This window comes from Pseudomonas oryzihabitans NBRC 102199 (assembly GCF_000730625.1).
Lineage (GTDB): Bacteria > Pseudomonadota > Gammaproteobacteria > Pseudomonadales > Pseudomonadaceae > Chryseomonas > Chryseomonas oryzihabitans.
In genome coordinates this window covers 119,008-143,512 of sequence record NZ_BBIT01000020.1, presented here as the reverse complement: position 1 = coordinate 143,512, position 24,505 = coordinate 119,008, and the positions used below count along the sequence as shown (strand labels likewise).

Genomic DNA, 24,505 nt, shown 5'->3' with positions numbered 1-24,505 from the left:
ATGGCAGCCCTGGAACAAACCACCGCCCAGAGCGCCGACAGCCTCGGTTTCGTCGGCATCGGCAAGACCTTTCCCGGCGTCAAGGCGCTCGCCGACATCTCCTTCAACGTGCGTCCCGGCTCGGTGCACGCCCTCATGGGCGAGAACGGTGCCGGCAAGTCGACCCTGCTGAAGATCCTCAGCGGCTACCACGCCCCCACCACCGGCCACCTCAACATCGACGGCCAGGAGCTGGTGTTCAAGAGCACCGCCGAAGCCATCCGCGCCGGCGTCGCCGTGATCCAGCAGGAGCTGCAGCTGGTGCCGGAGATGACCGTCGCCGAAAATCTCTTTCTCGGGCACCTGCCGGCGCGCTATGGCATCGTCAATCGCGGCCACCTGCGCCGCCAGGCCCTGGACCTGCTCAAGGGCCTGGCCGAAGAGATCGACCCCAACACCAAGGTCGGGCGCCTGTCGCTCGGTCAGCGCCAGCTGGTGGAGATCGCCAAGGCGCTCTCCCGGGGCGCCCGCGTCATCGCCTTCGACGAGCCGACCAGCTCCCTGTCCGCCCGCGAGACCGATCGGCTGATGACCATCATCGCCCGGCTGCGCGACGAAGGCCGGGTGGTGCTCTATGTCTCCCACCGCATGGAAGAAGTCTTCCGCATCTGCGACGCGGTCACGGTGTTCAAGGACGGCCGCCACGTGCGCACCATCGAGCGCCTGGCCGACATCACCCCCGACCAGCTGATCACCCTGATGGTCGGCCGCGATCTCGCCGACATCTACGACTACCGCCCGCGCGAGATCGGCGGTGGCTGCCTCAAGGTCGAGGGTCTGCTCGGCCAGGGCCTGCAGCAACCGGTGGGTTTCGAGGTCTGCCAGGGCGAGATCCTCGGCCTGTTCGGCCTGGTCGGTGCCGGTCGCACCGAGCTGTTGCGCCTGCTGGCGGGGCTGGAAAAGCACAAGGCCGGCAGCCTGAGTCTCAAGGGCGCCCCGGTCAGCCTCAGGTCGCCGCGTGACGCCATCGCCGCCGGCATCCTGCTGTGCCCGGAAGATCGCAAGAAGGAAGGCATCGTGCCCCTGGCCAGCGTGGCCGAGAACATCAACATCAGCGCCCGCGCCCATCACGCCAGCCTCGGCTGCCTGATCCAGGGTCGCTGGGAAAAGGCCAATGCCGAAAAGCAGATTCGCGCGCTGAACGTGAAGACGCCCCACGCCGGGCAGAAGATCAAGAATCTCTCCGGCGGCAACCAGCAGAAGGCCATCCTCGGGCGCTGGCTGTCGATGCCCATGCAGGTGCTGCTGCTCGACGAACCCACCCGCGGCATCGACGTGGGCGCCAAGTCGGAGATCTACGCCATCATCCATGACCTCGCCGCCCGCGGCATCGCCGTGGTGGTGGTGTCCAGCGACCTGATGGAAGTCATGGGCGTGGCCGATCGCATCCTGGTGATGAGCGAAGGCGCCATCACCGGCGAGGTGGCCCGCGCCGAGTTCAACGACGAGCGCCTGCTGCAGCTCGCCCTGCCCCGTACCCGGGCCTGATGAAAACAAGAAAAGAGGTCACGTCCATGTCCGCCCAACCCCACAGCCTGACCCCGCCGCGCCGCGGTTTCGACACCCGCCGCTTCCTCGACGACTGGGCCATGATGCTGGCCGCCGTCGTCATCTTCACCCTCTGCGCGCTGTTCGTGCAGAACTTCCTCTCGCCGCTGAACATGCGCGGTCTGGGTCTGGCGATCTCCACCGTGGGCATCGCCGCCTGCACCATGCTGTTCTGCCTGGCCTCCGGCCACTTCGACCTCTCGGTGGGGTCGGTCATCGCCTGTGCCGGGGTGGTTGCCGCGGTGGTGATGCGCGAATTCGACAGCGTCTTTCTCGGCGTCGCCGCCGCCCTGGCCATGGGCCTGGTGGTGGGTCTGATCAACGGCCTGGTGATCGCCAAGCTCAAGATCAACGCCCTGATCACCACGCTGGCGACCATGCAGATCGTGCGCGGCCTGGGCTACATCTTCTCCGACGGCAAGGCCGTGGGCGTCTCCCAGGAGCAGTTCTTCGTGTTCGGCAACGGCCAGCTGTTCGGCCTGCCGGTGCCCATCGTCATCACCCTGCTGTGCATCCTGTTCTTTGGCTGGCTGCTCAACTACACAACCTTCGGCCGCAACACCATGGCCATCGGCGGCAACGAGGAGGCCGCGCTGCTGGCCGGCGTCCACGTCGACCGCACCAAGATCATCATCTTCGCCATGCACGGGGTGATCGGCGCCCTGGCCGGCGTGGTGCTGGCCTCGCGCATGACCTCCGGCCAGCCGATGATCGGTCAGGGCTTCGAACTCACGGTGATCTCCGCCTGCGTGCTGGGCGGGGTTTCCCTGGCCGGCGGCATCGGCATGATCCGCCACGTGATCGCCGGCGTGCTGATCCTGGCGATCATCGAGAACGCCATGAACCTGAAGAACATCGACACCTTCTATCAGTACGTCATCCGCGGAACCATCCTGCTGCTGGCCGTGGTCATCGACCGCTTCAAGCAGCGCTAAACCCAGACTCTGCCCTCCCCCGCGGCGCCAGGCGCGCCGTGCCGGGGACCGCTTTGCCCGTGAAATGCCCGAGGACCAAACAATGACCACGCCCAAACGCCCGCTCCGCTCCGCCCAGTGGTTTGGCAGCAACGACAAGAACGGCTTCATGTACCGCAGCTGGATGAAGAACCAGGGCATCCCGGACCATGAATTCCAGGGCAAGCCCGTCATCGGCATCTGCAACACCTGGTCCGAGCTGACCCCCTGCAACGCCCACTTCCGGAAGATCGCCGAACACGTCAAGCGCGGCATCTACGAAGCCGGCGGCTTCCCGGTGGAATTCCCGGTGTTCTCCAACGGCGAATCCAACCTCAGACCCACCGCCATGCTGACCCGCAACCTGGCCAGCATGGACGTGGAAGAAGCCATTCGCGGCAACCCGGTGGACGCCGTGGTGCTGCTCACCGGCTGCGACAAGACCACGCCGGCGCTGCTGATGGGCGCCGCCAGCTGCGACGTGCCGGCTATCGTCGTCACCGGTGGCCCCATGCTCAACGGCAAGCACCACGGCCGCGACATCGGCGCCGGCACCATCGTCTGGCAGATGCACGAGGCCTACAAGGCGGGTGCCATCGACCTCAATGAATTTCTCTCCGCCGAAGCCGGGATGTCACGTTCGGCCGGGACCTGCAACACCATGGGCACCGCCTCCACCATGGCCTGCATGGCCGAGGCCCTGGGCACCTCGCTGCCGCACAACGCCGCCATTCCGGCGGTGGATTCGCGGCGCTACGTGCTGGCCCACCTGTCCGGCATGCGCATCGTCGAGATGGTGGAAGAAGACCTGCGGCTGTCGAAGATCCTCACCAAGGAAGCCTTCGAGAACGCCATCCGCGTCAACGCCGCCATCGGCGGTTCCACCAACGCGGTGATCCACCTCAAGGCCATCGCCGGCCGCATCGGCGTGGACCTGGAGCTGGACGACTGGACCCGGGTCGGCCGCGGCACCCCCACCATCGTCGACCTGCAACCGTCCGGACGCTTCCTGATGGAGGAGTTCTATTATTCCGGCGGCCTGCCGGCGGTGATCCGCCGCATGGGCGAAGCCAATCTGCTGCCCCATCCCGAGGCCCTGACCGCCAACGGCAAGACGATCTGGGCGAACTGCGCCGAGGCCCCCATCTACGGCGACGACGAGGTCATCCGCGCCCTGGACAACCCGCTGCGCGCCGACGGTGGCATCTGCGTGCTGCGCGGCAACCTGGCGCCCAAGGGCGCGGTGCTCAAGCCCTCGGCCGCGACCCCGGCGCTCATGCAGCATCGCGGTCGCGCCGTGGTGTTCGAGAACCTGGAAGACTACAAGGCGCGCATCGTCGACCCGGATCTGGACATCGACGAGACCTGCGTGATGGTGCTGAAGAACTGCGGGCCCAAGGGTTATCCGGGCATGGCCGAGGTGGGCAACATGGGTCTGCCGCCCAAGCTGCTGGCCAAGGGCATCACCGACATGGTGCGCATCTCCGACGCCCGCATGAGCGGCACCGCCTACGGCACCGTGGTGCTGCACGTGGCGCCCGAGGCCTCGGCCGGCGGCCCGCTGGCGGTGGTGCGCGAAGGCGACATGATCGAACTGGACTGCGCCTCCGGGCGCCTGCACCTGGATATCCCCGACGAAGAACTGGCCGCGCGTCTGGCCGACTGGCAACCGCCGGCCGATCAGCTGCTGGCCGGCGGTTATCGCCGCCTCTACGTCAACCATGTGCTGCAGGCCGACGAAGGCTGCGACTTCGACTTCCTGGTCGGCTGCCGCGGCGCCGAGGTGCCCCGCCACTCCCATTGATCCGCTTCTACCCCCTCTCCCTTCGGGAGCGGGTTGGGGTGAGGGGGCTTTACCGCCCCTCCTCCGGCTTCCGGGTCGCCTGACCCACCCTTGCACAACAACAAACCGAAAAGGTGGTCGAGATGAAACGCACGTTAGCCCTCACCGGACTTGGACTGTCACTCATGATCAGCACCCTTACCGCCCAGGCGGCCGGCCTCAGCAGCCAGCAGTCGAGCTTGGGCAAGCTGCCCGATGGCACCCCCATCGAGAAGTTCGTCCTGACCAACAGCCACGGCATGCAGGCCACCGTCATTACCTACGGCGGCGTGCTGCAGGCGCTCAAGGTGCCCGACCGCAAGGGCCACAGCGAGGACGTGGTGCTGGGCTTCGATGACGTCCAGGGTTATCTCGACAACCCCACGGTGTTCTTTGGCGCCACCATCGGCCGCTTCGGCAACCGCATCGCCGACGGTCGTTTCAGCCTCGACGGCAAGAGCTACCAGATCCCCCAGAACGACAAGACCAACGCCCTGCACGGCGGCCCCCAAGGCTTCAACACCAAGGTGTGGAAGGCCGAGCCGGCCAAGGGCGACGGCTGGGTCGGCGTGACCCTGAGCTATGTCTCCCCCGATGGCGAGATGGGCTTTCCCGGCACCCTGACCACCCAGGTGACCTACCAGCTGGACGAACACAACCAGCTGACCCTCAAGTACCGCGCCACCACCGACAAGCCGACGGTGCTCAACCTGACCAACCACAGCTACTTCAACCTGGCGGGCGCCGGCAGCGGCACCGTGCTCAAGCAGGTGGCGATGCTCAATGCCGACACATACACGCCGGTGACCGCCAAGCTGATTCCCACCGGCGAATTGCCGCCCGTGGCCGGCACGCCCCTGGACTTCCGCAAGCCGACCGCCATCGGCAAGCACATCGCCGACGACAACCAGCAGCTGAAGTACGCCGAACCCAAGCAGGGTGGCTATGACTTCAATTGGGTGCTCAACACCGCGGGCGATCTGCAGAAGGCCGCCGCCGTGGTGACCGATCCGGGCTCCGGCCGCACCCTGACCCTCTACACCACCGAACCGGGCGTGCAGTTCTATACCGGCAACTTCCTGGAAGGAAACATCAAGGGCAAGGCCGGCAAGACCTATGGCCATTGGGGTGCCTTCACCCTGGAAACCCAGCACTATCCGGACGCGCCCAACCAGCCGAACTTCCCCACCACCCGCCTGGATCCCGGCCAGACCTACACCCAGACGACCATCTTCAAGTTCGCCGCCAAGTAAGGCGATTGCCGATGCACGCAAGGCCGCTCTCAGGAGCGGCCTTCTTCTTTGGGGATTGTGCATGCGGCTTCCCTCACCCCAACCCTCTCCCGGAGGGAGAGGGGGTTGTTCCGGCACGCGCGCTTAGCTCTTCAGTAGCGTGGAAAACGGCGCAGCCTTTTCCACTGTCCTGCCACCCCCCTTCCACCACCCAATAAAAAACCCGGCGTCTCGCGACGCCGGGTTCTCAACCACTCAGGACCGCGCGATCAGATCGCGGCCTTGGTGTTCTCGCCGTTCACCAGGCGCTGGATGCCCAGCGGGTTGGCGTTCTGCAGGGCTTCCGGGAGGAAGGCGTCCGGATAGTTCTGGTAGCACACCGGGCGCAGGAAGCGGTCGATCGCCAGGGTGCCGACCGAGGTGCCGCGAGCATCGGAGGTCGCCGGATAGGGACCGCCGTGGACCATGGCGTCACAGACTTCCACACCGGTGGGATAGCCGTTGAGCAACAGGCGCCCGGCTTTCTGCTCCAGCAAGCCGATGATGGCCTCGAAACGTTGCAGATCGGCCGGCTCGGCCAGCAGGGTGGCGGTCAGCTGGCCATGCAGGCCTTGCAGCGCCTGGTGCAGCTGGGCCTCGTCGGCCACCTCGACCACCACGGTGGTGGGGCCGAAGACTTCTTCCTGCAGCAACTCGTCGTTTTCCAGCAGCAGGCTCACGTCAGCCTTGAACAGCTGCGGACGCGCCTGGTTGCCTTCCTGGCTGGCACCGGCCAGGTGTTGCACGCCGGAATGAGCCAGCAGCGCCGCGACGCCCTTCTCGTAGCTCTTCAGGGTGCCCGGATTGAGCATGGTCTGGGGCGCCTGCTCGTTCATGGCACCGGCCAGGCGCTCGAGGAAGGCGCTGAATTCGGGCGAACGCAGGCCAATGACCAGGCCCGGATTGGTGCAGAACTGACCGCAACCCAGAACCACGGAGGCCGCGAGTTCGCCGGTGATGGCATCGCCACGGGCCTTGAGCGCCTCGGGCAGGACCACCACCGGGTTGATGCTGGACATCTCGGCGAACACCGGGATCGGCTGCGGACGGGCCGCGGCCATGTCGCACAGGGCGCGACCGCCGCGCAGGGAGCCGGTGAAGCCCACCGCCTGGATGGCCGGGTGCTTGACCAGCTGCTCGCCCACGCCACCGCCATAGATCATGTTGAACACGCCCTTGGGCATGCCGGTCTTCTCGGCAGCGCGAATGATGGCGTCGGCCACGTATTCGGCGGTGACCATGTGGCCGCTGTGGGCCTTGAACACCACCGGGCAACCGGCGGCCAGGGCCGCGGCGGTGTCGCCACCGGCAGTGGAGAAGGCCAGCGGGAAATTGCTGGCACCGAACACGGCCACCGGACCCAGGCCGATACGGTACTGGCGCAGATCAGGACGCGGCAGCGGCTTGCGCTCGGGCAGCGCGGTATCGATGCGCGCACCGTGGAAGTCGCCCCGGCGCAGCACCTTGGCGAACAGGCGCATCTGGCCGCTGGTACGGCCGCGCTCACCCTGGATGCGGCCAGCCGGCAGCGCGGTTTCCTGGCAGACCAGCTGGACGAAGTCGTCACCCAGGGCATCCAGTTCGTCGGCGATGGCGTCGAGGAAGGTGGCGCGCTTTTCGGCGCTCAGCTTGCGGTACAGGGGCGCGGCCTGCTCGGCGGCGCGGGCGGCGGCATCGACCTCGGCCGTGGACGCCTGGAAGAATTCGTAGGGCAGCTTCTCGCCGGTCGTGGCGTCGATGCTGTAGACCCGCACCTCGCCCTCGCCGCTACGAGCGCCACCGATGTAGTTCTTGCCTTGGATCTGCATTGTTCTCGACTCCTTATACCTAGGGGTTCAGGGAAGACCACCCGCTACGGGGAGGTCTTCGAAAGGGTGGCACGCTCGGTGTCCGAGCGGCCGGGCCAGCCTGTGCGATACCCACTCTAGCATTCGCATAGTCAGCAGTCATCATACAACCATCAGAGCTGACGGACCTGCCCGGGCTGGAAAGCTGCCGTGCCGGCCTTGACGCCATTGCTCAGCGGCTCGCCGAATTCCGGCACCGCGATCTCGAATCTGTCGCCCGGCTCGACCCGCACCCCATCGGCGAAGGACAGGGTCGCCGTGCCGAAGAAATGTACATGGACATCGCCCGGCCGCAGGAACTGCGCGTACTTGAAGTGGTGATACTCGAGGTTCTCCAGGCTGTGGCACATGTTGTCCTCGCCCGAGAGGAATTCCTTCTCCCAGATCACCTGCTCGCCGCGACGGATCCGGCTGGTGCCCGCCAGATGGCTCGGCAGTTCACCGGTGCGCAAGGCCGGACCGAAGCTGCAGTAGCGTAGTTTGGAATGGGCTAGGTAGAGATAGTTCTTGCGTTCCATCACGTGGTCGGAGAATTCGTTGCCCACCGCATAACCCAGGCGGTAGGGCTTGCCGTCGTCACCGATCACATAGAGACCGGTCAGCTCCGGCTCTTCCCCGGCGTCCTCGGCGAATTCCGGCAGCGGGATGTCGCCGCCCGGACGCACCAGGATGCCGCCGTCGCCCTTGTAGAACCATTCCGGCTGTGCACCGGCGCTCCCCGCCGCAGGCCGACCGCCCTCCACGCCCCATTTGAACATGCGCATGGAGTCGGTCAGCTTGGCCTCTTCCTGGCTGTTCTGCTGGTGCATCTTGTCCCGGGTGGCGGCGCTGCCCAGGTGGGTCAGACCGGTACCGGTGACCAGGCAGTGCGCGGGATCCTCATGGTCCAGCGGCGGCAGCAGGCGACCGGCCTCGAGCAGCTCGGCATAAGCCGGGCCGGGCTCCAGGCCCAGGGTCTGCACCTGAGATTCCAGGGAAACGCCGGCACGGATGGCCTGCAGCGCCAGGGTCCGGGTGCTGGTCGCGCCGCGGACCTGCTGGACTTCACCGCGCTCGACCACGCCGACGCGGCGCTGGCCCTGCTGGTCTTCGAACTGAATCAGGTGCATGGCATTCTCCTTGTTGGTTATCGCCTGCAGGAGACTTTACTCGGCGCCATGGGGCCTGCCTAATGAGAGCTCCCTATCCCGCGATAACCAACGGTTATTCCCATGCTGCCATCCCTGGGCTCCATCGCCTCCCGTCTGCGCTTGCGGCAACTGCGCCTGCTGATCGCCCTCGACGAGGAAGGCTCGCTGCACAAGGCCGCCGAGCGCATCGCCATCTCCCAGCCCGGCGCCACCAAGGCCCTGCACGAGATCGAGAGCACCCTGGGCGCCACCCTCTTCCTGCGCACCCACCAGGGCCTGCAGCCCAATGACCTGGGCCGCTGCGTGATCCGCTATGCGCGGCTGATCGAAAGCGACCTGGCCCATCTGCGCGAAGAGATGCTCGGTATCCTGCAGGGCGAAGGCGGTCGGCTGGCGGTGGGAGTGATCATGGGCGCCGTGCCCCGGCTGATCGCCGCGGTGTCGCGCCTGGGTGCGGCGCAGCCCCAGCTGGGGATCGAGATCATCGAGGACACCAGCGTGCGCCTGCTCGACCTGCTCGACGCCGGTCGCATCGAACTGGCCATCTGCCGCAGCAGCGTCAGCCGCCGGCCGGATGCCTATGACTGCCTGGAGGTGCGCGAAGAGCGGCTGGAGATCGTCTGCCATCCCCGCCATCCGCTGGCGGAGTCCGAGACGCTGAGCCTGGCCGAACTGGTCGACAGCCGCTGGATCGTCTATCCGGCCAACCTGCCCATGCGCCTGACGCTGGAGCGGGAATTTCGCGCGGCGGAACTGGAGTTTCCCCGCTATCCGGTGGAAACCTCCTCGACCTTCACCCTGCTCGGCCTGCTGCAGGAAGACGCCAACCAGGTGGCCATGCTGCCCAGCGACATCGCCCAGTTCGGCGAAAGACACGGCCTGCTGCGCCGCCTGCCCGTGGTCCAGCGCACCCGCAACGAACCCTATTCGATCCTGGTCCGCCAGGGCGCGGGATTGTCGGCGGCCGCGCAGCTGCTGCTGGAGCAGTGGCGGTTGGCGGGGTAAAACCTCTATCGCCGCCATGGCGGTCCGCCGATGCGGCCGCTCCTACAGATGGAAGCACGACGGCTTGTTGCGATTTCGCCGAGGCTGACGTGACTGAACGCCTGCTCGGATAGCCCCTCTCCCCTCGGGAGAGGGTTGGGGTGAGGGTGTCCCCTTCAGCGCAGTCTCCAGTGGAAAAGGCTACGCCGTTTTCCACGCTACGTGCTGCTGCGGCCGCGATGATTTCAGCGAGAGGAAGCCCTCAATACGTCGGCAGCGTCACCCCATGGAACAGGGTCTCCAGCTCCTGCCGCGAGGGCGTCTGCATGGCCTCGGTGAGGACATCGCGGGTCAGGTGCGGCGCGAAGCGGCCGATGAAGTCGCACATGAAGCCGCGCAGGAAGGTGCCGCGGCGCAGGCCGATCTTGGTCACGCTGGCTTCGAAGAGGTGGCTGGCGTCCAGGCAGACCAGGTCGGCATCGGCTTTGTGATCCACCGCCATGTCGGCGACGATGCCCACGCCCAGGCCGAGGCGGACATAGGTCTTGATGACGTCGGCGTCCGCCGCGGTCAGCACCACGTTGGGCTCAAGACCCTGGCGGGCAAAGGCCTCGTCGAGCTTGGAGCGGCCGGTGAAGCCGAAGACGTAGGTCACCAGCGGCTGTTCCGCCAGGTGTTCCAGGGTCAGGTGCTCCACCTTGGCCAGGGGGTGACCCTGGGGCACGATGACACAGCGGTTCCAGCGATAGCAGGGCATCATCACCAGATCGTTGAAGCGTTCCAGACCCTCGGTGGCGATGGCGAAGTCGACGGTGCCGTCGGCGGCCATCTCGGCGATCTGGGTCGGCGAGCCCTGGTGCATGTGCAGGGCCACGTCCGGATACTGCTTGATGAATTCGCTGATCACGTCCGGCAGCGCATAGCGCGCCTGGGTGTGGGTGGTGGCGATGGACAGGGTGCCCTTGCGCTCGTTGGAGAATTCCTGGGCGATCTGCTTGATGCTCTCGCACTTGCGCAGGATCTCGCCGGCGGTCTGGATGATGCGTTCGCCGGCCGGGGTCACCCGGGTCAGGTGCTTGCCGCTGCGGGCAAAGACCTCGACCCCCAATTCGTCCTCGAGCAGGCGGATCTGCTTGCTGATGCCAGGCTGCGAGGTATAGAGGCTCTGGGCGGTGGCGGAAACGTTCAGATCGTGGTGGGCGACTTCCCAGATATATCGCAACTGTTGCAGCTTCATGCCGGCTCCTCGCTGACCCATGCGCAAGCATATAACAGTAAAGCAGGCCTTAAGGTTTTTCTAGACCGAAATCGAATTAAGTCGCGGAGAAGTAAGGCTGACGCTTACGGATCAGCCCTGTCGCAGCGGCACCAGATATACCGGGATGCGTGCGGTCTGCAGCAGACGGCTGGCGGTACGTCCCAGCGGGGCGACCTGGGCGTCGCCCTGGCTGCGACTGCCGATCACCAGCAGATCCGCGGCGAAGTCCTGGGCCTGCTTGAGAATGGCCGCCGGCGGATCGCCCTGCACCACCCGCACGGCCCGGATCAGACCCGCGGTGGCCGGGGTCTCCAGCAGGTCCTCGCGCAGCGACTCGAACACCTGCTGCTCGATGGTCTCCAGCACCAGCTCCAGACCGCCATTGCGCAGGCGATCCAGGGATTCACCATTCGGATGCTGTTGCAGCAGCGTGGAGGCCAGCAGGCCGAGCGGCTCCACCACATGGACGACATACAGCCGGGCCTGATGGATGCGGGCGAGATTCAAGGCATGCTGAAAGACATAGGACGAACACAGGCCCAGGTCCGTGGCATAAAGCAGCGAGCGGATCACGATTCCTCCTGGCCAGATCAGGCGACCTGACCGGTGCAATGCGGGATAGCCCTTTCCAGCGTAGCAGGGGAAAGACATTTGCGCTGCGAAGCGCGCGTTAGAGGCCTTTCAGGGTATTTCCTCGGGCTCCCGCGCCGCCGCGGCCTGGATCGCCGCCACCAGGGCCGGCTCGCGCAGGGGCGCCTGCACCGGGCCGAAGAAGTCGCCATCCCCGATCAGGAACAGCGCCGGCAGATGAAAGACCCCATAGCGCTGCACCAGACCGCCACTGCGCTCGGCATCCACCCAGTACAGCCGCTCGACCGGCAGCGCCGCCGTCGGCAGCACCTGGCGCGCCAGGCGGCAGGAGGCGCAACCGGCGCTGGTAAAGATCAGCAGGGAGCGCCCCGGCGCCGCCAGCAGGACGGCATCGGCCGTCCCATCGTCCAATTCCATGCTTTCCTCGTCGCGATCATCGCCAAAGCACGCCTTCGGGCACGTCGATAGCGTCGTAGCCATTGTGAGCGGGCGGGACAAGCGTTAAGGTGCCCCACCCTCTCCATCGTATTTTGCCTGCACGGGCCCTGACCTGTCGCAGCGCCGTGACCGACGAGTAGCACCATGGCCGCACAGCCCCGCCTTAACGACCTCAACATCGAAGCCAACGAGCCGCTCATCACCCCCGAGCAGCTCAAGCAGGAGATCCCGCTGAGCGATCTCGCCGCCGACACCGTCGCCCAGGGCCGCCAGGTCATCCGCGACATCCTCGACGGCAAGGACCACCGCCTGTTCGTGGTGATCGGCCCCTGCTCCATCCATGACATCAAGGCCGCCCACGAGTATGCGGAGCGCCTCAAGGCCCTGGCCGCCCAGGTCAGCGACAGCCTCTATCTGGTCATGCGCGTCTACTTCGAGAAGCCCCGCACCACCGTGGGCTGGAAGGGCCTGATCAACGATCCCTACCTGGACGACTCCTTCAAGATCCAGGACGGCCTGCACATCGGTCGCCAGCTGCTGCTGGACCTGGCGGAAAAGGGCCTGCCCACCGCCACCGAGGCGCTGGACCCCATCTCCCCCCAATACCTGCAGGACCTGATCAGCTGGTCGGCGATCGGTGCCCGCACCACCGAATCCCAGACCCACCGGGAAATGGCCTCGGGCCTCTCCTCCGCGGTCGGCTTCAAGAACGGCACCGACGGCAGCCTGACCGTGGCCATCAACGCCCTGCAGTCGGTGTCCAGCCCGCACCGCTTCCTGGGTATCGACCAGCGCGGCCAGGTATCCGTGGTCATGACCAAGGGCAACGCCTATGGCCATGTGGTGCTGCGCGGCGGCAACGGCAAGCCCAACTACGATTCGGTCAGCGTCACCCTGTGCGAGCAGGCGCTGGTCAAGGCCAAGGTCAAGCCGAACATCATGGTCGACTGCAGCCACGCCAACTCCAACAAGGACGCCGCCCTGCAGCCGCTGGTGATGGACAACGTCGCCAACCAGATCGTCGAAGGCAACAACTCCATCGTCGGCCTGATGGTGGAAAGCCACCTGGGCTTTGGCAGCCAGCCGATTCCGGCGGATCTGTCGCAGCTGCAGTATGGCGTCTCGGTGACCGACGCCTGCATCGACTGGGCCATGACCGAGAAGAGCATTCTCGACATGCACCGCAAGCTCAAGGATGTGCTGCCGCGCCGCGCGCGCAGCTGATCCTGCAGCAGATACGAAAACGCCGGGCTCAGCCCGGCGTTTTTCTTGGTGTGGCCATTCAGGCCAGCGGCGTCACCTGGCCACGACGTTCCAGGTAGTGCTCCACATAGGAGCAGGAGGGAATGACGCTGTAGCCGCGGCTCTCGGCGTAGTTCAGCGCGTACTCGGTCAGCCGCGCTGCCAGGCCGCGCCCACGCAGGGCATCGGGGACGAAGGTGCGATAGAAATCCATGGTCTGCTTGCCCAGATCCATGTAGGCGAGATAGGCGCGCTGGCCGTCGACAGAAAGGTGGAATTGATGATTGGCCTCATCGTGTTCCACGTGCAGGGACTCGTTCATGACTACTCCTTGGCGGTTTGGCTCCGCCTTATCCATTGTTATCGATGATACCCGAAGACGAGAACGCACCCTTCCTGTGCGGGACTGAGCCACAGCGCGTCAGACCCCTCCGGAAGAAGCAGGTTCTGACCAGCCGTCGCACCGAGAAGACACACTATATCAGGGCCGCCTGCGCGGGAGCAGGCGCGGCTCGGCGCTTGACAACTTCCGCTCATCCTCTAACGTTTTGAAACGTTCGCGACTTTCAGCCATCCAAGCAGTTGCTGATACCGGGTGCGCAGGGATTCCGGGACGAACACGGGGAGCCGAGAAGGATTTTCCGCAAAAAATCCTTCTTCAACGGGTTCGCTCAGTTTACTTACGACCGGTAATGAGTAGTATGTAGCCGCAATTTTCCACCTGGGAAATTGATCTTAAAACAGGATGTCTACCTCAAGGGGTTTACGATGAACAACGCTCTGAAATTCGCCGCCCTGGCTCTGGCCGCTGCTCTGGCCACTGGTTGCAGCACCGCTAACAAGGAAAGCGAAGCTCGCCTGACCGCTACCGAAGACGCCGCTGCCCGCGCTCAGGCTCGTGCTGACGAAGCCTACCGTCACGCTGACGAGGCCCTGGCCGCCGCTCAGAAAGCTCAGCAGACCGCTGACGAAGCCAACGAGCGCGCCCTGCGTATGCTGGAAAAAGCCAGCCGCAAGTAAGCGCCTCGGCTGGAAAGGCGAGTGGCAACAGTCGCCTTTCCCGGAGCAAACAAAAAGCCCGCCATCTCAGATGGCGGGCTTTTTGTTTGTCTGGCCGGCCGAGCGCGCTCGGCCGGTCGCGATCACAGGGTCTTGGCAGGCGCCTTGGCCACCGTACCCGGCGTCATCCCGGCCGGCAGGTCGGCGATTTCCACTGGCAGGCCGTCCTGGCCCTGGACCACGTCACGCACCGTGTTCCAGTTTACCGCGCTGTTGGCCTGCAGCAGGTCGTCACGCTTGATCAGCGCATTGACCACCGCGGCCTGACGGTCGATCTCGGTCGGATCGCCCTTCACGGTCACCGGCTGGTGGGCTTCCAGGTAGAGCTTGCCCTGGCTCACGCCGAACTTGTAGGGCTCGTCGATGATGCGCACCGGCGTGCCCACGGGCAGCATGCCGACCAGTTCGGTCACGTTGAAGTTGTACATGCGGAAGCAGCCATGGCTGACCTGCATGCCGATGCCGAATTTCTTGTCCGAGCCGTGGATGAGATAGCCCGGCAGGGTCAGGCGGATCTTGTAGGGCCCCAGGGGATTGTCCGGACCGGGCGGCACCACCTTGGGCAGCGGATCGCCTTCGGCGGCGTGCTCGGCGCGTACCGACTCCGGCGGATACCAGGACGGATCCTTGATCTTGTCCACCACCTTGGTCACGCCGATGGGCGAACCCCAGCCTTCGCGGCCGATGCCCAGCGGGTAGGTGAACACCGTGTGACCACCCTTGGGGTAGTAGTACATGCGGTATTCGGCGATGTTGATGACGATGCCTTCGCGCGGGCCGGGCGGCAGGATGAAGCGCGTGGGCAGCACGATCTCGGTGCCGGCACCCGGCAGCCAGGCATCGACGCCCGGGTTGGCGGCCACCATCTCGGTGTAGCCCAGATCGTATTTCTGGCCGAGATCGGCAAAGGTGTCTTCGTAGGCGGCCTTGATGACCTGAACCTCGCCGACCACGTCTTCACCGGGTGGCGGCAGCGGCAACTCCAGTGCCTGCGCCGTACCCGCGCTCAACAGACCAAACAGCGAGAGGGAACCGACCAGGGTCGAAACGCGCGCGGGCATGGGATGAATCCTTGCAAGGAGCAAAAAGGTGACGGCGCGAATTGTACACGCCTCGATCGGCGTCCGGCAGGGCCTCGGGCCTGCTCAAAGGCTCGCGAGCTAGCGCCAAACTAGGCGAAAAGACCTGAGGAAGCGGAGTTTACGAGGGGTAAATGAGCATTCCGAAGGGATTTTCAACACCGTTTGGCCGACGCGCAGCAGACTTTGGGCAGGCTCTCAAAAGACCTGTAACGGATTCGGCAAGCCCCGTTTGGCGCCCTGCAGCCGCTGCATGCAGGCCGGACAGAGGGTCTTGAGGCCGAGCGCCCGGCGATTCAGCGGATGCAGGCGGGGACGCGCCGGCAGCAGGGTACCGCACAGCGTCCGGTCGGTCGGCGAGCCCAGCTCCAGCTGCCGGGCGACGATATGGACTCGGCCCTCGCGGCAGGCGAACAGGTCGAGCTGGGCATCGGGCTGGATCAGCTGATAGCCGTGCATGGACCGGGAAAGGCGGGACATCGGGATACTCCAGGGGCGGTTCCGCCGGGCGGTCGATTGGCCGGACCGGCGGGGCGCGCAACCTTAGCGGAAAGCCCCGTCGGGGAAAAGTCCGGCGTTCAGTCGCGCAGCAGCGGCTGCAACTGGGGCCAGGCGTTGTCCAGCAGGCGCTGCTGGGCATTGGCCTGGGGGTGGATGCCATCCGGCTGCATATAGGCCGGATCGCCGCCTACCCCTTCCAGCAGGAAGGGCACCAGGGCCACCTGCTGGGCCTTGGCCACGTCCGTGTAGACCTGGGCGAAGCCATCGGTATAGCGCGGTCCGTAGTTGGGCGGCAGGCGCATGCCCAGCAGCAGGACGCGCGCGCCTCGGGCCTTGGCCTGCTCCACCAGGGCGGTGAGGTTGCGCTCGAACTGGGCCAGCGGCTGGCCGCGCAGGCCGTCGTTGCCGCCCAGCTCGATGGCCACCACGTCGGGTCGATGCTCGGCCAACAACCGTGGCAGGCGCGCCAGGCCGCCGGCGGTGGTGTCGCCGCTGATAGAGGCATTCACCACCTGGTAGTCGAGCCGCTGCGCCTGCAGGCGCTGCTCCAGCAGGCGTACCCAGCCCTGCCCTTCGGCGAGGCCGTAGCCGGCGCTGATGCTGTCGCCCACCACCAGCAAGGTGCGCGCCATGGCCAGGGGCGTGAGGGTCAGGCAGAGCAGCGCCAGCAGCCAGGCAATGCCTTGCCGCAAAGGCGCGCTGGACTTCGCCCGCTTTTTTGACTCTAACTCGCCACAGCCGCCCGCATGCGGGCCCTTCGAATACGGCATCGGATACCTCATGAGCGAAGTCATACTGCTGGCACGCGACCTTAGCAAGGTCGTCACGGGCGCGGAAGGCGCGCTGCCGATCCTCCAGGCGCTGGATCTGCAACTGCAGGCCGGCGACAGTTTGGCCATCGTCGGCAGCTCGGGTTCCGGCAAGTCCACCCTGCTCGGCCTCTTGGCCGGTCTCGACCTGCCCAGCGGCGGCGAGGTCCATCTTGCCGGTCAGCGCCTGGATACCCTCGACGAAGACGCCCGTGCTCGCCTGCGCGCCGAACGGGTGGGCTTCGTGTTCCAGTCCTTCCAGCTGCTGGACAGCCTCACGGCGCTGGAGAACGTCATGCTGCCGCTGGAGCTGGAGGGCGTGCGCCAGGCCCGCGAGCAGGCGGTGGCCCTGCTGGAACGGGTCGGCCTGGGCGAACGACTGCGCCACTATCCCCGGCAGCTCTCCGGCGGCGAGCAGCAGCGGGTCGCCCTGGCGCGCGCCTTCGCGCCGCGCCCGAGCATCCTCTTCGCCGACGAACCCACCGGCAACCTCGACAGCCGTACCGGTGCCCATATCAGCGATCTGCTGTTCGAACTCAATCGTGAGCGCGGCACGACGCTGGTACTGGTGACCCATGACGAGCGCCTGGCCGCGCGCTGCGCCCGCCAACTGCGCCTGGAAGGCGGCCGGCAGGTCGCGGCATGAGGCGTACCGGTCTGCCCTTCACCCGGCTGTTCGGCCTGGCCTGGCGCCAGAGTCTGAGAGAGCTCCGCGCCGGCGAGATCCGCATGCTCTGCCTGGCGCTGGTGGTGGCCGTGGCCGCCAGCGTCGCCATCGGCTACTTCACCGCCCGCCTGGGCGCGGGCATGGAAAATCGCGCCAGCGAATTCCTCGCCGCCGACCTGGTGCTGCTGGGCAGCGAACCGCCACGTCCGGAACAGGTGGACGCCGGCCTGCAGCGGGGCCTCGAACACAGCCGCTCGCTCAATTTCAGCACCATGGCCGCAGGTGCCGAGGCCCTGCAGCTGGCCAGCGTCAAGGCGGTCCAGGCCAACTTTCCCCTGCGCGGCGAGGTGCGCAGCGCGGCGGCGCCGGACGCGCCCGACCAGCCGGGCGGCGCTCCGGCGCCCGGTGAGGCCTGGGTCGAGCCGCGCCTGCTGCTGGCCCTGGACGCCAAGGTTGGTGATCGCCTGGACATCGGGCGCAAGGCCCTTACCATCACCCGGGTGCTCACCTACGAACCGGATCGAGCGGGTGACTTCTACAGCCTGACGCCGCGGGTGCTGATCAATCTCGACGACGTGGCCGCCACCGGGGTCATCCAACCCGGCAGTCGGGTGCGCTATCGCGAACTCTGGCGCGGCGAGCCCCAGGCCCTGGCCGCCTATCACCAGGCGCTCACCCCGGCCCTGGCCGCCAACCAGCGCTTCGAAGGCCCGGGCGATGGCAATCGCCAGCTGGGCAATGCCCTGGAACGTGCCCAGCGCTATCTGGGGCTGGCCAGCCTGGTGGCGGTGGTGCTGGCCGGCGTGGCCGTGGCGCTGTCGGCCAATCGCTTCGCCGCGCGGCGCTTCGATGCCAGCGCCCTGCTGCGCTGCCTGGGTCTGACCCGCCGCGACGCCCTGGTGCTCTACGGCCTGCAACTGGGATTGCTGGGGCTGGCGGCGAGTCTGCTCGGCGCCCTGCTCGGCTGGCTGGCGCAGCTGGTGCTGTTCGAGCTGCTGCATGGCCTCCTGCCTGCGCGCCTGCCGGCGGTCGGGATCGGCCCGGCGCTGGCCGGCATGGGCACCGGCCTGGTCGCCCTGGTCGGCTTCGCCCTGCCGCCGCTGGCCGCCCTGGGGCGGGTCCCGCCGCTGCGGGTGTTGCGCAGCGATCTGCAGCCCGTCCCCCTGCGCACCTGGCTGGTCTATGGCTGCGCCCTGCTCGCCCTGGGGCTGATCATGTGGCGCCTGTCGCTGGATCTGCGCCTGACCCTGGCGCTGCTGGTGGGTGGCCTAGTCGCGGGACTGCTGTTCGGCAGTCTGCTCTACCTGGCCCTGCGTGGCCTGCGCCGGGCCATGCAGGGTGCGCCCCTGGCCTGGCGGCTGGGTCTGGGTCAGTTGCTCCGGCATCCCCTGGCGGCGGTGGGCCAGACCCTGGCCTTCGGCCTGATCCTGCTGGCCATGAGTCTGGTGGTGCTGTTGCGGGGCGAGCTGCTGGAACGCTGGCAGGCGCAACTGCCGGCCGAGGCGCCCAACCACTTCGCCCTCAATGTGCTGCCGGACGAGCGCCAGGCCTTCGCCGCGGCGGTGGCCGGTCTCTCGCCCCACGCCAGTCCGCTCTATCCCATCGTGCAGGGCCGCCTGGTCAGCGTGAAGGGGCATCCGGCCCAGGAAGGCCTGGAAGACGACTCCCGCGGTGGCCGCGCCACCCGGCGCGATCTCAACCTGACCTGGTCGGCTGGGTTGCCGGACGGCAACCGCCTGGAAGCCGGTCAGTGGTGGGACGCGCTGCCCGCCGGCGACCTGCCCGGGGTGTCCCTGGAAAGCGAGCTGGCGCGCAGCCTCGGCGTCGGCCTGGGCGACACCCTGGGCTTCGTCATCGGCGATCGCCAGATCGAGGCGCGAGTCACCAGCCTGCGGCAGGTCAGCTGGGACAACTTCCAGCCGAACTTCTTCGTGATCTTCGCCCCGGGCGCCCTGCAGGACGTGCCCTTCACCTACCTGGGCAGCTTCTACCTGCCGCCCGGGCACGATCGCGAATTGCTGGCCCTGGCCCGGCAATTCCTGGCGGTGACCCTGTTGCCCATCGACGCCCTGCTCGATCAGCTGCGCAGCATCCTGCGCCAAGTCAGCGTGGCGGTGGAGTTCGTGCTGCTGTTCGTGCTGGCCGCCGGCATCGCCGTGCTGCTGGCCGGCCTGCAGGCGACCCTCGACGAACGCATCCGCCAGGGCGCCCTGCTGCGTGCCCTGGGTGCCCGGCGCGAGTTGCTGCAACGGGCGCGGCGCACCGAATTCATCCTGCTCGGCGGCGCCAGTGGCTTGCTCGCGGCGCTCGGTTGCGAGATCGTCAGCGCCCTGCTCTACCGGCTGGCCTTCGACCTGGACTGGCAACCCCATCCCTGGCTGCTGCTGTTGCCGGTGCTGGGCGCCCTGCTGGTCGGGGCGGCGGGCCTGCTGGGCACGCGGCGGGCCCTCACCGCCAGTCCGTTACTGATCCTGAGAGAAAGCTGATCCATGAGTCGTTACCGTCCGCCGCGCACCGCCGGCACGCCCCTGATCACCGCCGCCGGCGAAGCCCGGTTGCGCGCCGAACTCCACGACCTGTGGAACGTGCGCCGGCCCCAGGTCACCCAGGCGGTGAGCGAGGCGGCCGCGCTGGGCGATCGTTCGGAAAACGCCGAGTACATCTACGGCAAGAAGATGCTGCGCGAGATCGACAGCCGGGTGCGCTTCCTGCGCAAGCGGCTGGAGAATCTCAAGGTGATCCGCGAACGACCGGCCGATCCGACCAAGGTCTATTTCGGCGCCTGGGTCACCCTGGAAGACGACGAGGGCGCGGAAAAGCGCTATCGCATCGTCGGCCCAGACGAACTCGACCTCCGGCAGAACCTCATCAGCATCGACTCGCCCCTGGCGCGGGCGCTGGTCGGCAAGGCGCTGGACGCCGAGGTCCGCCTGCAGACGCCGGCCGGCGAACAGCGCTGGTACATCGTCGAGATCGCCTATCCCGAGGAATGACGGCTAGCGGCGACGGGTGATCACGCCCTGCCGCGCCACGCGGGTCAGTTCCCGCACCAGGGATTCGAGACCGGCCTGGCCCGGCGACTGCACCACGGCGAAGTCGAAGCTGTCGTCGCCAAAGGCGCGCAGCTGTTCGGCCCGGTCGGCGAAGCGAATCTGCAGGGTGCGGCTGTGCGGCCAGCGCTTGGGCCAGCCTTCGAGATAACGCAGCAGGGTTGGCTGGTCGGGACCGCCGAGGAGGATAGCGGGATGACTGGCGAGTTTGCCCTGGGTCAGGGGCGTCAGGCGTAGCGGGAGCGGTAGCATGGACGAAATTCCGCCTCGTAGATCCAGCTGGGCGGTAGTACGAGGCCTGTTCCGTCCAGCGCTTTAGCGGTATTTGGGAGCGCCCCGCAAGTTGCTGTTTAAATCGGCGCGGGATCATCCTAGGGAGGGCTCGACCGCCCTGTCAAGCGGGCTTCATCCGTCCCCGCGGCCGTTCTCCCTGGCACCGGTCGCCGCCACGGCCGGCGCTTCCAGCCGGGCCCGTTCGCGACTGAAGGCCACCCGGTACTTGTTGACGCTGGCCACGTAGTTGACCACCCCGATACCCACCTCCTCGGCGGCGATGCGCTCGACCTGGAAGAACCAGCGATCGCCGTCCAGCCCCTGCTTGCGCGCCTTGGCCCGGAGCGCCTGGACGCGCTCCGGGCCAAGGTTGTAGGCCGCCAGGGTAAAGGCGCGGCGCTCGCGCTCGGCGAGCCGCGGACTGGAGAAGAATTCGCGGCGCAGGCGCGCCAGATAGCGGGTGGCCGCCCTGACGTTGTCCTCGGCGGAATGCAGGTTGCGCACCCCGACGCTGCGCGCCGCCCGCGGGGTGATCTGCAGCAGCCCCGCGGCGCGGCCGGCACCGCGGGCATGGGGATCGAGGCCGGATTCCTTGTAGGCCATGGCGGCCAGGGTCAGCCAGTCGAAGTCGTAGGCCTTGGCGTAGCGCTGCAGCAGCGGCCGCACCTGGGCCAGGCGCTTGCGGTCATGGGCCTGCAGCGGATCGCGCACCTGGTAGCGGCGCGCATAGGCCTGGCGAAAGGCCTGGTCGTCGTCGCGCGCCTGGGGTTGCCGGGCGAAGGTCCGGATCCGCTCGGCGAGCTGGTGCGCCGGGGCGCGCAGATACCAGAGCTGCGCCTGGTCATGGGCCACCACCAGCTGATCGGCCACCCGCAGGCGCGGCAGCACCCGCGCCCAGCGATGGGCCAGGCCGGATTCGACGACGCTGAGCGGATAGATGCCGGCCTGGGTCAGCTCCAGGACGTCCTCCACCGCCAGGGTCGGGTCGGCCCACTCGATCTGCACCGGCCGCAGCCTGCGCTTCTCCAGCTGGGCGTTGAGCCGGGCCAGGGCCGGACCGGCCGCGCTGCCCTGGGGCAGCACCACCCGGCGTCCAGCCAGTTGCTCCAGATGGCGGGGCAGGCGCTGGCCGCGCCCACCCACCACCACCAGACTGGTGGGCGCCGCCACCGACGCGGCGATCAGCGCCGAATGCGGCGGTGGCAGCAGGGTTTCGCCCGGCGCCACCAGATCGCCCTCGCCGCGCTGCAGCGCCGCCAGGAGGTCGTCCTTGGCCTTGGGCACGAAGACCAGGCGCAGCGGCCGGCCCCCGGGCTGGTGCTGCAGGTAACGGGCGAAGGCCTGCAGGCGCCGATACTCGATGCCGAGCGCCTGGCCGTTCCATTCGCCGGAGCTGTGCCGACTCTGGTTGACCAGGACGCGCAACTCGCCGGCCCGCTCGATGGCGGTCAGGTCGCGCGCCGCGACATGGCGCGGCGCTTCGGGTGGCAGGGCGCCGAGCCGCGCCTGGGCGGAGCAGGCGAGCAGGTAGCCAACAAGGACCAGGGTGAATCGAAACGGCATCCAGGACTCCTGACCTGGCCGGGACAGCGCCGATAGCACCCGGACTACGGATAGAATGAAGGGACAAAATCTGTGGAAGGTCCGCACCATGCAATTGATCGACATCGGCGTCAACCTCACCCACCCCAGTCTGCTCAAGCAGGTGGACGCGGTGATCGAGCGGGCCCAGGCCGCCGGTGTGATGCAACTGGTGCTGACCGGCACCACCCTCGAAGACAGCGAGAACGCCCTCAATCTCTGCCTGCGCCTGGATGCGGGCGAGGCGCTGTTCAGCACCGCGGGCGTCCATCCCCACGAAGCCTCGACCTGGAACGCGGCCGCCGCCAGGACCCTGCGCGACCTGGCCAGCCAGCCCAAGGTACGGGCCCTGGGCGAATGCGGCCTGGACTTCAATCGCGACTTCACCCCGCGGCCGCAGCAGGAGCGCTGCTTCGAGGAACAGCTGGCCCTGGCCGCCGAATTGCGCCGCCCGGTGTTTCTCCACGAGCGCGACGCCAGCGAGCGGATGCTGGCGATCCTGCGCGACTATCGCGACCACCTGCCGGCCGCCGTGGTGCACTGCTTCACCGGCGAACGCAAGGCGCTCTATGGCTACCTGGATCTCGACCTGCACCTGGGCATCACCGGCTGGATCTGCGACGAGCGCCGCGGCCTGCACCTGCACGAGCTGGTTGGGCAGATCCCGGTCGGTCGGCTGATGCTGGAAACCGATGCCCCCTACCTGCTGCCGCGCACCCTCAGACCCAAGCCGCGCCATGGCCACAACGAGCCGGCCTTCCTGCCGGAGATCCTGCGCACCGTGGCGCGCCTGCGCAACGAAACGCCCGAGCAGACCGCCCTGCACACCAGTGCCACCGCCCGCGCCTTCTTCGGGCTGCCGGAGATCGCCGTGTTAGAGCGGATCGAGGAATTCGACTAGGCAGGGTTGCCGTTTCGCTAAAGTCAGACCCGTACAAGCCGTTAACCTTTGGGCTTATTCCACGGCGTCAGACGTCTTCTCGCAGGACATTGACGCCAGTCAAGATCCGGGTCGCGCCGGCCTGCCAGGCTGTGCGGCCCCGCCGACTGGATGCCCCCTATGTTTGCCTGGCTGCGCGATATTTCCCTCAAGTACAAATTCTGGGCGGTCAACGCCGTTGCCTTCGTCACCAGCCTCCTGCTGGTGCTGTTCGCCATGCAATTGGAGGTCTCCGGCCGCGCCGAGCAGCTTAAGGCGGTCAAGGCCGTCGTGGGTGAGGCGGCTGCCAGCCTGAGCGCCCCGACCTTTACCGACATCTTCGTGGCCCGGGCACCGGAATACGCCCTGGCCGTGGGCGTGCTGATGCTGGTGCTGCTGGTGGCCTCGCAGCTCCTGATCCGCTTCATCCTCGGCAATCTGCAACGCCTCAAGGACACCATGCTGCGGGTGGAGCGCGACGGCGACCTTACCGCCCGGGTCGAGGTGCGCGGGCGCGACGAGGTCGGGCAGATGACCCAGGCCTTCAACGCCATGCAGGACAGCTACACCCGCGTCGTCGGTACCGTGGCCGCCAGCGCCGCCCGCCTGGACGAAGGCGCCGGACGCCTGGCCAGCGGCATGCAGGGCGTGCGGGGCGGCATGCAGGATCAGCAGCACGAAACCGACCAAGCGGCCACCGCCATCAACGAGATGAGCGCCACCGTGCAGCAGATCGCCGAGCACGCCGCCGGTACCCGTGACCAGTCCCAGGAAGCCGACCGCCTGGCCGGCGCCGGCCAGCAGGCGGTGGAGCGCGTCTGCCATTCCATCGCCGACCTCTCCCAGGGCGTGCAGCAGACCGCGGTGATGATCCAGGAGCTGGCCGAAAACAGCGAGCGCATCACCAGCGTGGTCAACGTCATCCATGGCATCGCCGAACAGACCAACCTGCTGGCGCTCAACGCTGCCATCGAGGCGGCCCGCGCCGGCGAGGCTGGCCGCGGCTTCGCCGTGGTGGCCGACGAGGTGCGCAACCTGGCCAAGCGGGTGCAGGGTTCCACCGACGAGATCACCCGCATGGTCGACGGCCTTCAGGCCGGCACCCGCGATGCCGTGGAATTCATGCGCGAGAGTTCGCTCAAGGCCGATGACTGCGTGGTCCAGGCCGGCGCTGCCGGGCAGGCCCTGGCCGACATCACCGCCGCCGTGACCCTGATGCGCGACAGCAACACCCAGATCGCCGTGGCCGCCGAACAGCAGGCCCAGGTGGCGGAAGAGATGAGCAGGTCGGTTGTAGGCATCCGCGATGTCACGGAAAGGACCATGCTGCTGACGCAGGAGTCGGCCAGCACCAGCACCGAACTGGCCGCCCTCGCAGGAACCCTGAATCAGGCGATTCGCCAGTTGCGCCTATAGCCTCCATAGCGAGAGCGCATTCGCGCGG

The 24,505-nt window shown here is 67.2% G+C and carries 23 protein-coding genes; 12 read left to right on the top strand and 11 right to left on the bottom strand.

From position 1 onward, the window contains the following. The 4 genes from araG to POR01S_RS20330 all read left to right on the top strand — a co-directional run bounded on the left by araG (window position 1) and on the right by POR01S_RS20330 (window position 5,615). Window positions 1-1,527: an L-arabinose ABC transporter ATP-binding protein AraG gene (gene araG / locus POR01S_RS20345; RefSeq protein WP_027601583.1), complete on the top strand. Its 1,527-nt coding sequence runs from the start codon at window positions 1-3 to the stop codon at window positions 1,525-1,527. 26 nt (window positions 1,528-1,553) lie between these two features. Further along, entirely contained in the window at window positions 1,554-2,522 is a 969-nt protein-coding gene (gene araH, locus POR01S_RS20340; RefSeq protein WP_027598999.1) for an L-arabinose ABC transporter permease AraH, read from the top strand. Between the two features lie 82 nt (window positions 2,523-2,604). Further along, window positions 2,605-4,344: an IlvD/Edd family dehydratase gene (locus tag POR01S_RS20335; protein ID WP_007160550.1), complete on the top strand. Its 1,740-nt coding sequence runs from the start codon at window positions 2,605-2,607 to the stop codon at window positions 4,342-4,344. Between the two features lie 122 nt (window positions 4,345-4,466). Beyond that, entirely contained in the window at window positions 4,467-5,615 is a 1,149-nt protein-coding gene (locus POR01S_RS20330; RefSeq protein WP_042138002.1) for an aldose epimerase family protein, read from the top strand. A 248-nt stretch (window positions 5,616-5,863) separates the two neighbouring features. Here the strand turns inward: POR01S_RS20330 and POR01S_RS20325 are convergent, their stop codons facing one another. Together POR01S_RS20325 and araD1 are read right to left on the bottom strand one after the other, a co-directional pair. Then, entirely contained in the window at window positions 5,864-7,441 is a 1,578-nt protein-coding gene (locus POR01S_RS20325) for an aldehyde dehydrogenase (NADP(+)) (RefSeq protein ID WP_042138000.1), read from the bottom strand. A gap of 152 nt (window positions 7,442-7,593) precedes the next feature. Further along, window positions 7,594-8,589, bottom strand: a complete 996-nt coding sequence (araD1, locus tag POR01S_RS20320) for an AraD1 family protein (protein WP_042137998.1) — start codon at window positions 8,587-8,589, stop codon at window positions 7,594-7,596. Between the two features lie 102 nt (window positions 8,590-8,691). Between araD1 and POR01S_RS20315 the strand changes: the two genes are divergently transcribed. After that, complete coding sequence (locus POR01S_RS20315) at window positions 8,692-9,615, top strand: LysR family transcriptional regulator (protein WP_007160554.1); 924 nt, start codon at window positions 8,692-8,694, stop codon at window positions 9,613-9,615. 241 nt (window positions 9,616-9,856) lie between these two features. On the opposite strand, the gene cysB is transcribed toward POR01S_RS20315, so the two are convergent. From cysB to POR01S_RS20300, 3 genes are all read right to left on the bottom strand, one after another. Continuing rightward, window positions 9,857-10,831: an HTH-type transcriptional regulator CysB gene (gene cysB / locus POR01S_RS20310; protein WP_007160555.1), complete on the bottom strand. Its 975-nt coding sequence runs from the start codon at window positions 10,829-10,831 to the stop codon at window positions 9,857-9,859. A gap of 111 nt (window positions 10,832-10,942) precedes the next feature. After that, window positions 10,943-11,425 (bottom strand): universal stress protein, encoded by a 483-nt coding sequence (locus tag POR01S_RS20305; RefSeq protein ID WP_042137995.1) that lies wholly within the window; start codon window positions 11,423-11,425, stop codon window positions 10,943-10,945. Window positions 11,426-11,533: 108 nt separating this feature from the next. Next, window positions 11,534-11,860 carry a thioredoxin family protein gene (locus POR01S_RS20300; RefSeq protein ID WP_007160557.1) on the bottom strand — a complete coding sequence of 109 codons (327 nt, stop codon included), beginning with the start codon at window positions 11,858-11,860 and terminating at the stop codon, window positions 11,534-11,536. Between the two features lie 165 nt (window positions 11,861-12,025). Here POR01S_RS20300 and POR01S_RS20295 point away from each other — a divergent pair, with 165 nt between their 5' ends. Continuing rightward, window positions 12,026-13,105 (top strand): 3-deoxy-7-phosphoheptulonate synthase, encoded by a 1,080-nt coding sequence (locus POR01S_RS20295; protein WP_007160558.1) that lies wholly within the window; start codon window positions 12,026-12,028, stop codon window positions 13,103-13,105. Window positions 13,106-13,163: 58 nt separating this feature from the next. Here POR01S_RS20295 and POR01S_RS20290 read toward each other — a convergent pair whose 3' ends face one another. Next, entirely contained in the window at window positions 13,164-13,445 is a 282-nt protein-coding gene (locus POR01S_RS20290; protein ID WP_007160559.1) for a GNAT family N-acetyltransferase, read from the bottom strand. A gap of 446 nt (window positions 13,446-13,891) precedes the next feature. Between POR01S_RS20290 and POR01S_RS20285 the strand changes: the two genes are divergently transcribed. After that, on the top strand, window positions 13,892-14,143 hold the full coding sequence (locus tag POR01S_RS20285; RefSeq protein ID WP_007160560.1) for an Lpp/OprI family alanine-zipper lipoprotein: 252 nt from the start codon (window positions 13,892-13,894) through the stop codon (window positions 14,141-14,143). Window positions 14,144-14,265: 122 nt separating this feature from the next. Here the strand turns inward: POR01S_RS20285 and POR01S_RS20280 are convergent, their stop codons facing one another. The 3 genes from POR01S_RS20280 to POR01S_RS20270 form a co-directional block, all read right to left on the bottom strand. Further along, entirely contained in the window at window positions 14,266-15,243 is a 978-nt protein-coding gene (locus POR01S_RS20280; protein WP_007160561.1) for a L,D-transpeptidase family protein, read from the bottom strand. A 216-nt stretch (window positions 15,244-15,459) separates the two neighbouring features. After that, window positions 15,460-15,741, bottom strand: coding sequence for a hypothetical protein (locus POR01S_RS20275; protein WP_007160562.1), 282 nt, complete (start codon window positions 15,739-15,741; stop codon window positions 15,460-15,462). Window positions 15,742-15,839: 98 nt separating this feature from the next. After that, window positions 15,840-16,394 (bottom strand): arylesterase, encoded by a 555-nt coding sequence (locus tag POR01S_RS20270; protein ID WP_219860342.1) that lies wholly within the window; start codon window positions 16,392-16,394, stop codon window positions 15,840-15,842. A 148-nt stretch (window positions 16,395-16,542) separates the two neighbouring features. On the opposite strand from POR01S_RS20270, the gene POR01S_RS20265 reads away from it, so the two are divergent. Genes POR01S_RS20265 through greB form a run of 3 tightly spaced genes read left to right on the top strand, consistent with a single transcriptional unit; the run spans window position 16,543 to window position 20,231 of the window. Beyond that, the gene (locus POR01S_RS20265; RefSeq protein WP_007160564.1) at window positions 16,543-17,217 is read left to right on the top strand and encodes an ABC transporter ATP-binding protein; all 675 of its coding nucleotides are present in this window, start codon (window positions 16,543-16,545) and stop codon (window positions 17,215-17,217) included. Continuing rightward, a complete protein-coding gene (locus POR01S_RS20260; protein WP_042137991.1) occupies window positions 17,214-19,724 on the top strand; it encodes an ABC transporter permease in 2,511 nt (836 codons plus the stop codon). Before POR01S_RS20265 ends, POR01S_RS20260 begins: the two co-directional genes overlap by 4 nt. A 3-nt stretch (window positions 19,725-19,727) precedes the next feature. Further along, entirely contained in the window at window positions 19,728-20,231 is a 504-nt protein-coding gene (gene greB, locus POR01S_RS20255; protein ID WP_027601576.1) for a transcription elongation factor GreB, read from the top strand. Between the two features lie 3 nt (window positions 20,232-20,234). On the opposite strand, the gene POR01S_RS20250 is transcribed toward greB, so the two are convergent. After that, the gene (locus tag POR01S_RS20250) at window positions 20,235-20,540 is read right to left on the bottom strand and encodes a hypothetical protein (RefSeq protein WP_042137989.1); all 306 of its coding nucleotides are present in this window, start codon (window positions 20,538-20,540) and stop codon (window positions 20,235-20,237) included. Between the two features lie 153 nt (window positions 20,541-20,693). Next, window positions 20,694-22,124 (bottom strand): MltF family protein, encoded by a 1,431-nt coding sequence (locus POR01S_RS20245; RefSeq protein WP_042137987.1) that lies wholly within the window; start codon window positions 22,122-22,124, stop codon window positions 20,694-20,696. 88 nt (window positions 22,125-22,212) lie between these two features. Between POR01S_RS20245 and POR01S_RS20240 the strand changes: the two genes are divergently transcribed. Both POR01S_RS20240 and POR01S_RS20235 read left to right on the top strand, forming a co-directional pair. Further along, entirely contained in the window at window positions 22,213-23,043 is an 831-nt protein-coding gene (locus tag POR01S_RS20240; RefSeq protein ID WP_042138067.1) for a TatD family hydrolase, read from the top strand. 159 nt (window positions 23,044-23,202) lie between these two features. Continuing rightward, on the top strand, window positions 23,203-24,477 hold the full coding sequence (locus POR01S_RS20235) for a methyl-accepting chemotaxis protein (RefSeq protein WP_042137985.1): 1,275 nt from the start codon (window positions 23,203-23,205) through the stop codon (window positions 24,475-24,477). Window positions 24,478-24,505: the final 28 nt, after the last annotated feature.

Bases quoted from the DNA above. Each gene is read 5' to 3' on its own strand.
- araG (WP_027601583.1), top strand. From the start codon at position 1: ATGGCAGCCCTGGAACAAACCACCGCCCAGAGCGCCGACAGCCTCGGT.
- araH (WP_027598999.1), top strand. From the start codon at position 1,554: ATGTCCGCCCAACCCCACAGCCTGACCCCGCCGCGCCGCGGTTTCGAC.
- POR01S_RS20335 (WP_007160550.1), top strand. From the start codon at position 2,605: ATGACCACGCCCAAACGCCCGCTCCGCTCCGCCCAGTGGTTTGGCAGC.
- POR01S_RS20330 (WP_042138002.1), top strand. From the start codon at position 4,467: ATGAAACGCACGTTAGCCCTCACCGGACTTGGACTGTCACTCATGATC.
- POR01S_RS20325 (WP_042138000.1), bottom strand. From the start codon at position 7,441: ATGCAGATCCAAGGCAAGAACTACATCGGTGGCGCTCGTAGCGGCGAG.
- araD1 (WP_042137998.1), bottom strand. From the start codon at position 8,589: ATGCACCTGATTCAGTTCGAAGACCAGCAGGGCCAGCGCCGCGTCGGC.
- POR01S_RS20315 (WP_007160554.1), top strand. From the start codon at position 8,692: ATGCTGCCATCCCTGGGCTCCATCGCCTCCCGTCTGCGCTTGCGGCAA.
- cysB (WP_007160555.1), bottom strand. From the start codon at position 10,831: ATGAAGCTGCAACAGTTGCGATATATCTGGGAAGTCGCCCACCACGAT.
- POR01S_RS20300 (WP_007160557.1), bottom strand. From the start codon at position 11,860: ATGGAATTGGACGATGGGACGGCCGATGCCGTCCTGCTGGCGGCGCCG.
- POR01S_RS20295 (WP_007160558.1), top strand. From the start codon at position 12,026: ATGGCCGCACAGCCCCGCCTTAACGACCTCAACATCGAAGCCAACGAG.
- POR01S_RS20290 (WP_007160559.1), bottom strand. From the start codon at position 13,445: ATGAACGAGTCCCTGCACGTGGAACACGATGAGGCCAATCATCAATTC.
- POR01S_RS20285 (WP_007160560.1), top strand. From the start codon at position 13,892: ATGAACAACGCTCTGAAATTCGCCGCCCTGGCTCTGGCCGCTGCTCTG.
- POR01S_RS20280 (WP_007160561.1), bottom strand. From the start codon at position 15,243: ATGCCCGCGCGCGTTTCGACCCTGGTCGGTTCCCTCTCGCTGTTTGGT.
- POR01S_RS20275 (WP_007160562.1), bottom strand. From the start codon at position 15,741: ATGTCCCGCCTTTCCCGGTCCATGCACGGCTATCAGCTGATCCAGCCC.
- POR01S_RS20270 (WP_219860342.1), bottom strand. From the start codon at position 16,394: ATGGCGCGCACCTTGCTGGTGGTGGGCGACAGCATCAGCGCCGGCTAC.
- POR01S_RS20265 (WP_007160564.1), top strand. From the start codon at position 16,543: ATGAGCGAAGTCATACTGCTGGCACGCGACCTTAGCAAGGTCGTCACG.
- POR01S_RS20260 (WP_042137991.1), top strand. From the start codon at position 17,214: ATGAGGCGTACCGGTCTGCCCTTCACCCGGCTGTTCGGCCTGGCCTGG.
- greB (WP_027601576.1), top strand. From the start codon at position 19,728: ATGAGTCGTTACCGTCCGCCGCGCACCGCCGGCACGCCCCTGATCACC.
- POR01S_RS20250 (WP_042137989.1), bottom strand. From the start codon at position 20,540: ATGCTACCGCTCCCGCTACGCCTGACGCCCCTGACCCAGGGCAAACTC.
- POR01S_RS20245 (WP_042137987.1), bottom strand. From the start codon at position 22,124: ATGCCGTTTCGATTCACCCTGGTCCTTGTTGGCTACCTGCTCGCCTGC.
- POR01S_RS20240 (WP_042138067.1), top strand. From the start codon at position 22,213: ATGCAATTGATCGACATCGGCGTCAACCTCACCCACCCCAGTCTGCTC.
- POR01S_RS20235 (WP_042137985.1), top strand. From the start codon at position 23,203: ATGTTTGCCTGGCTGCGCGATATTTCCCTCAAGTACAAATTCTGGGCG.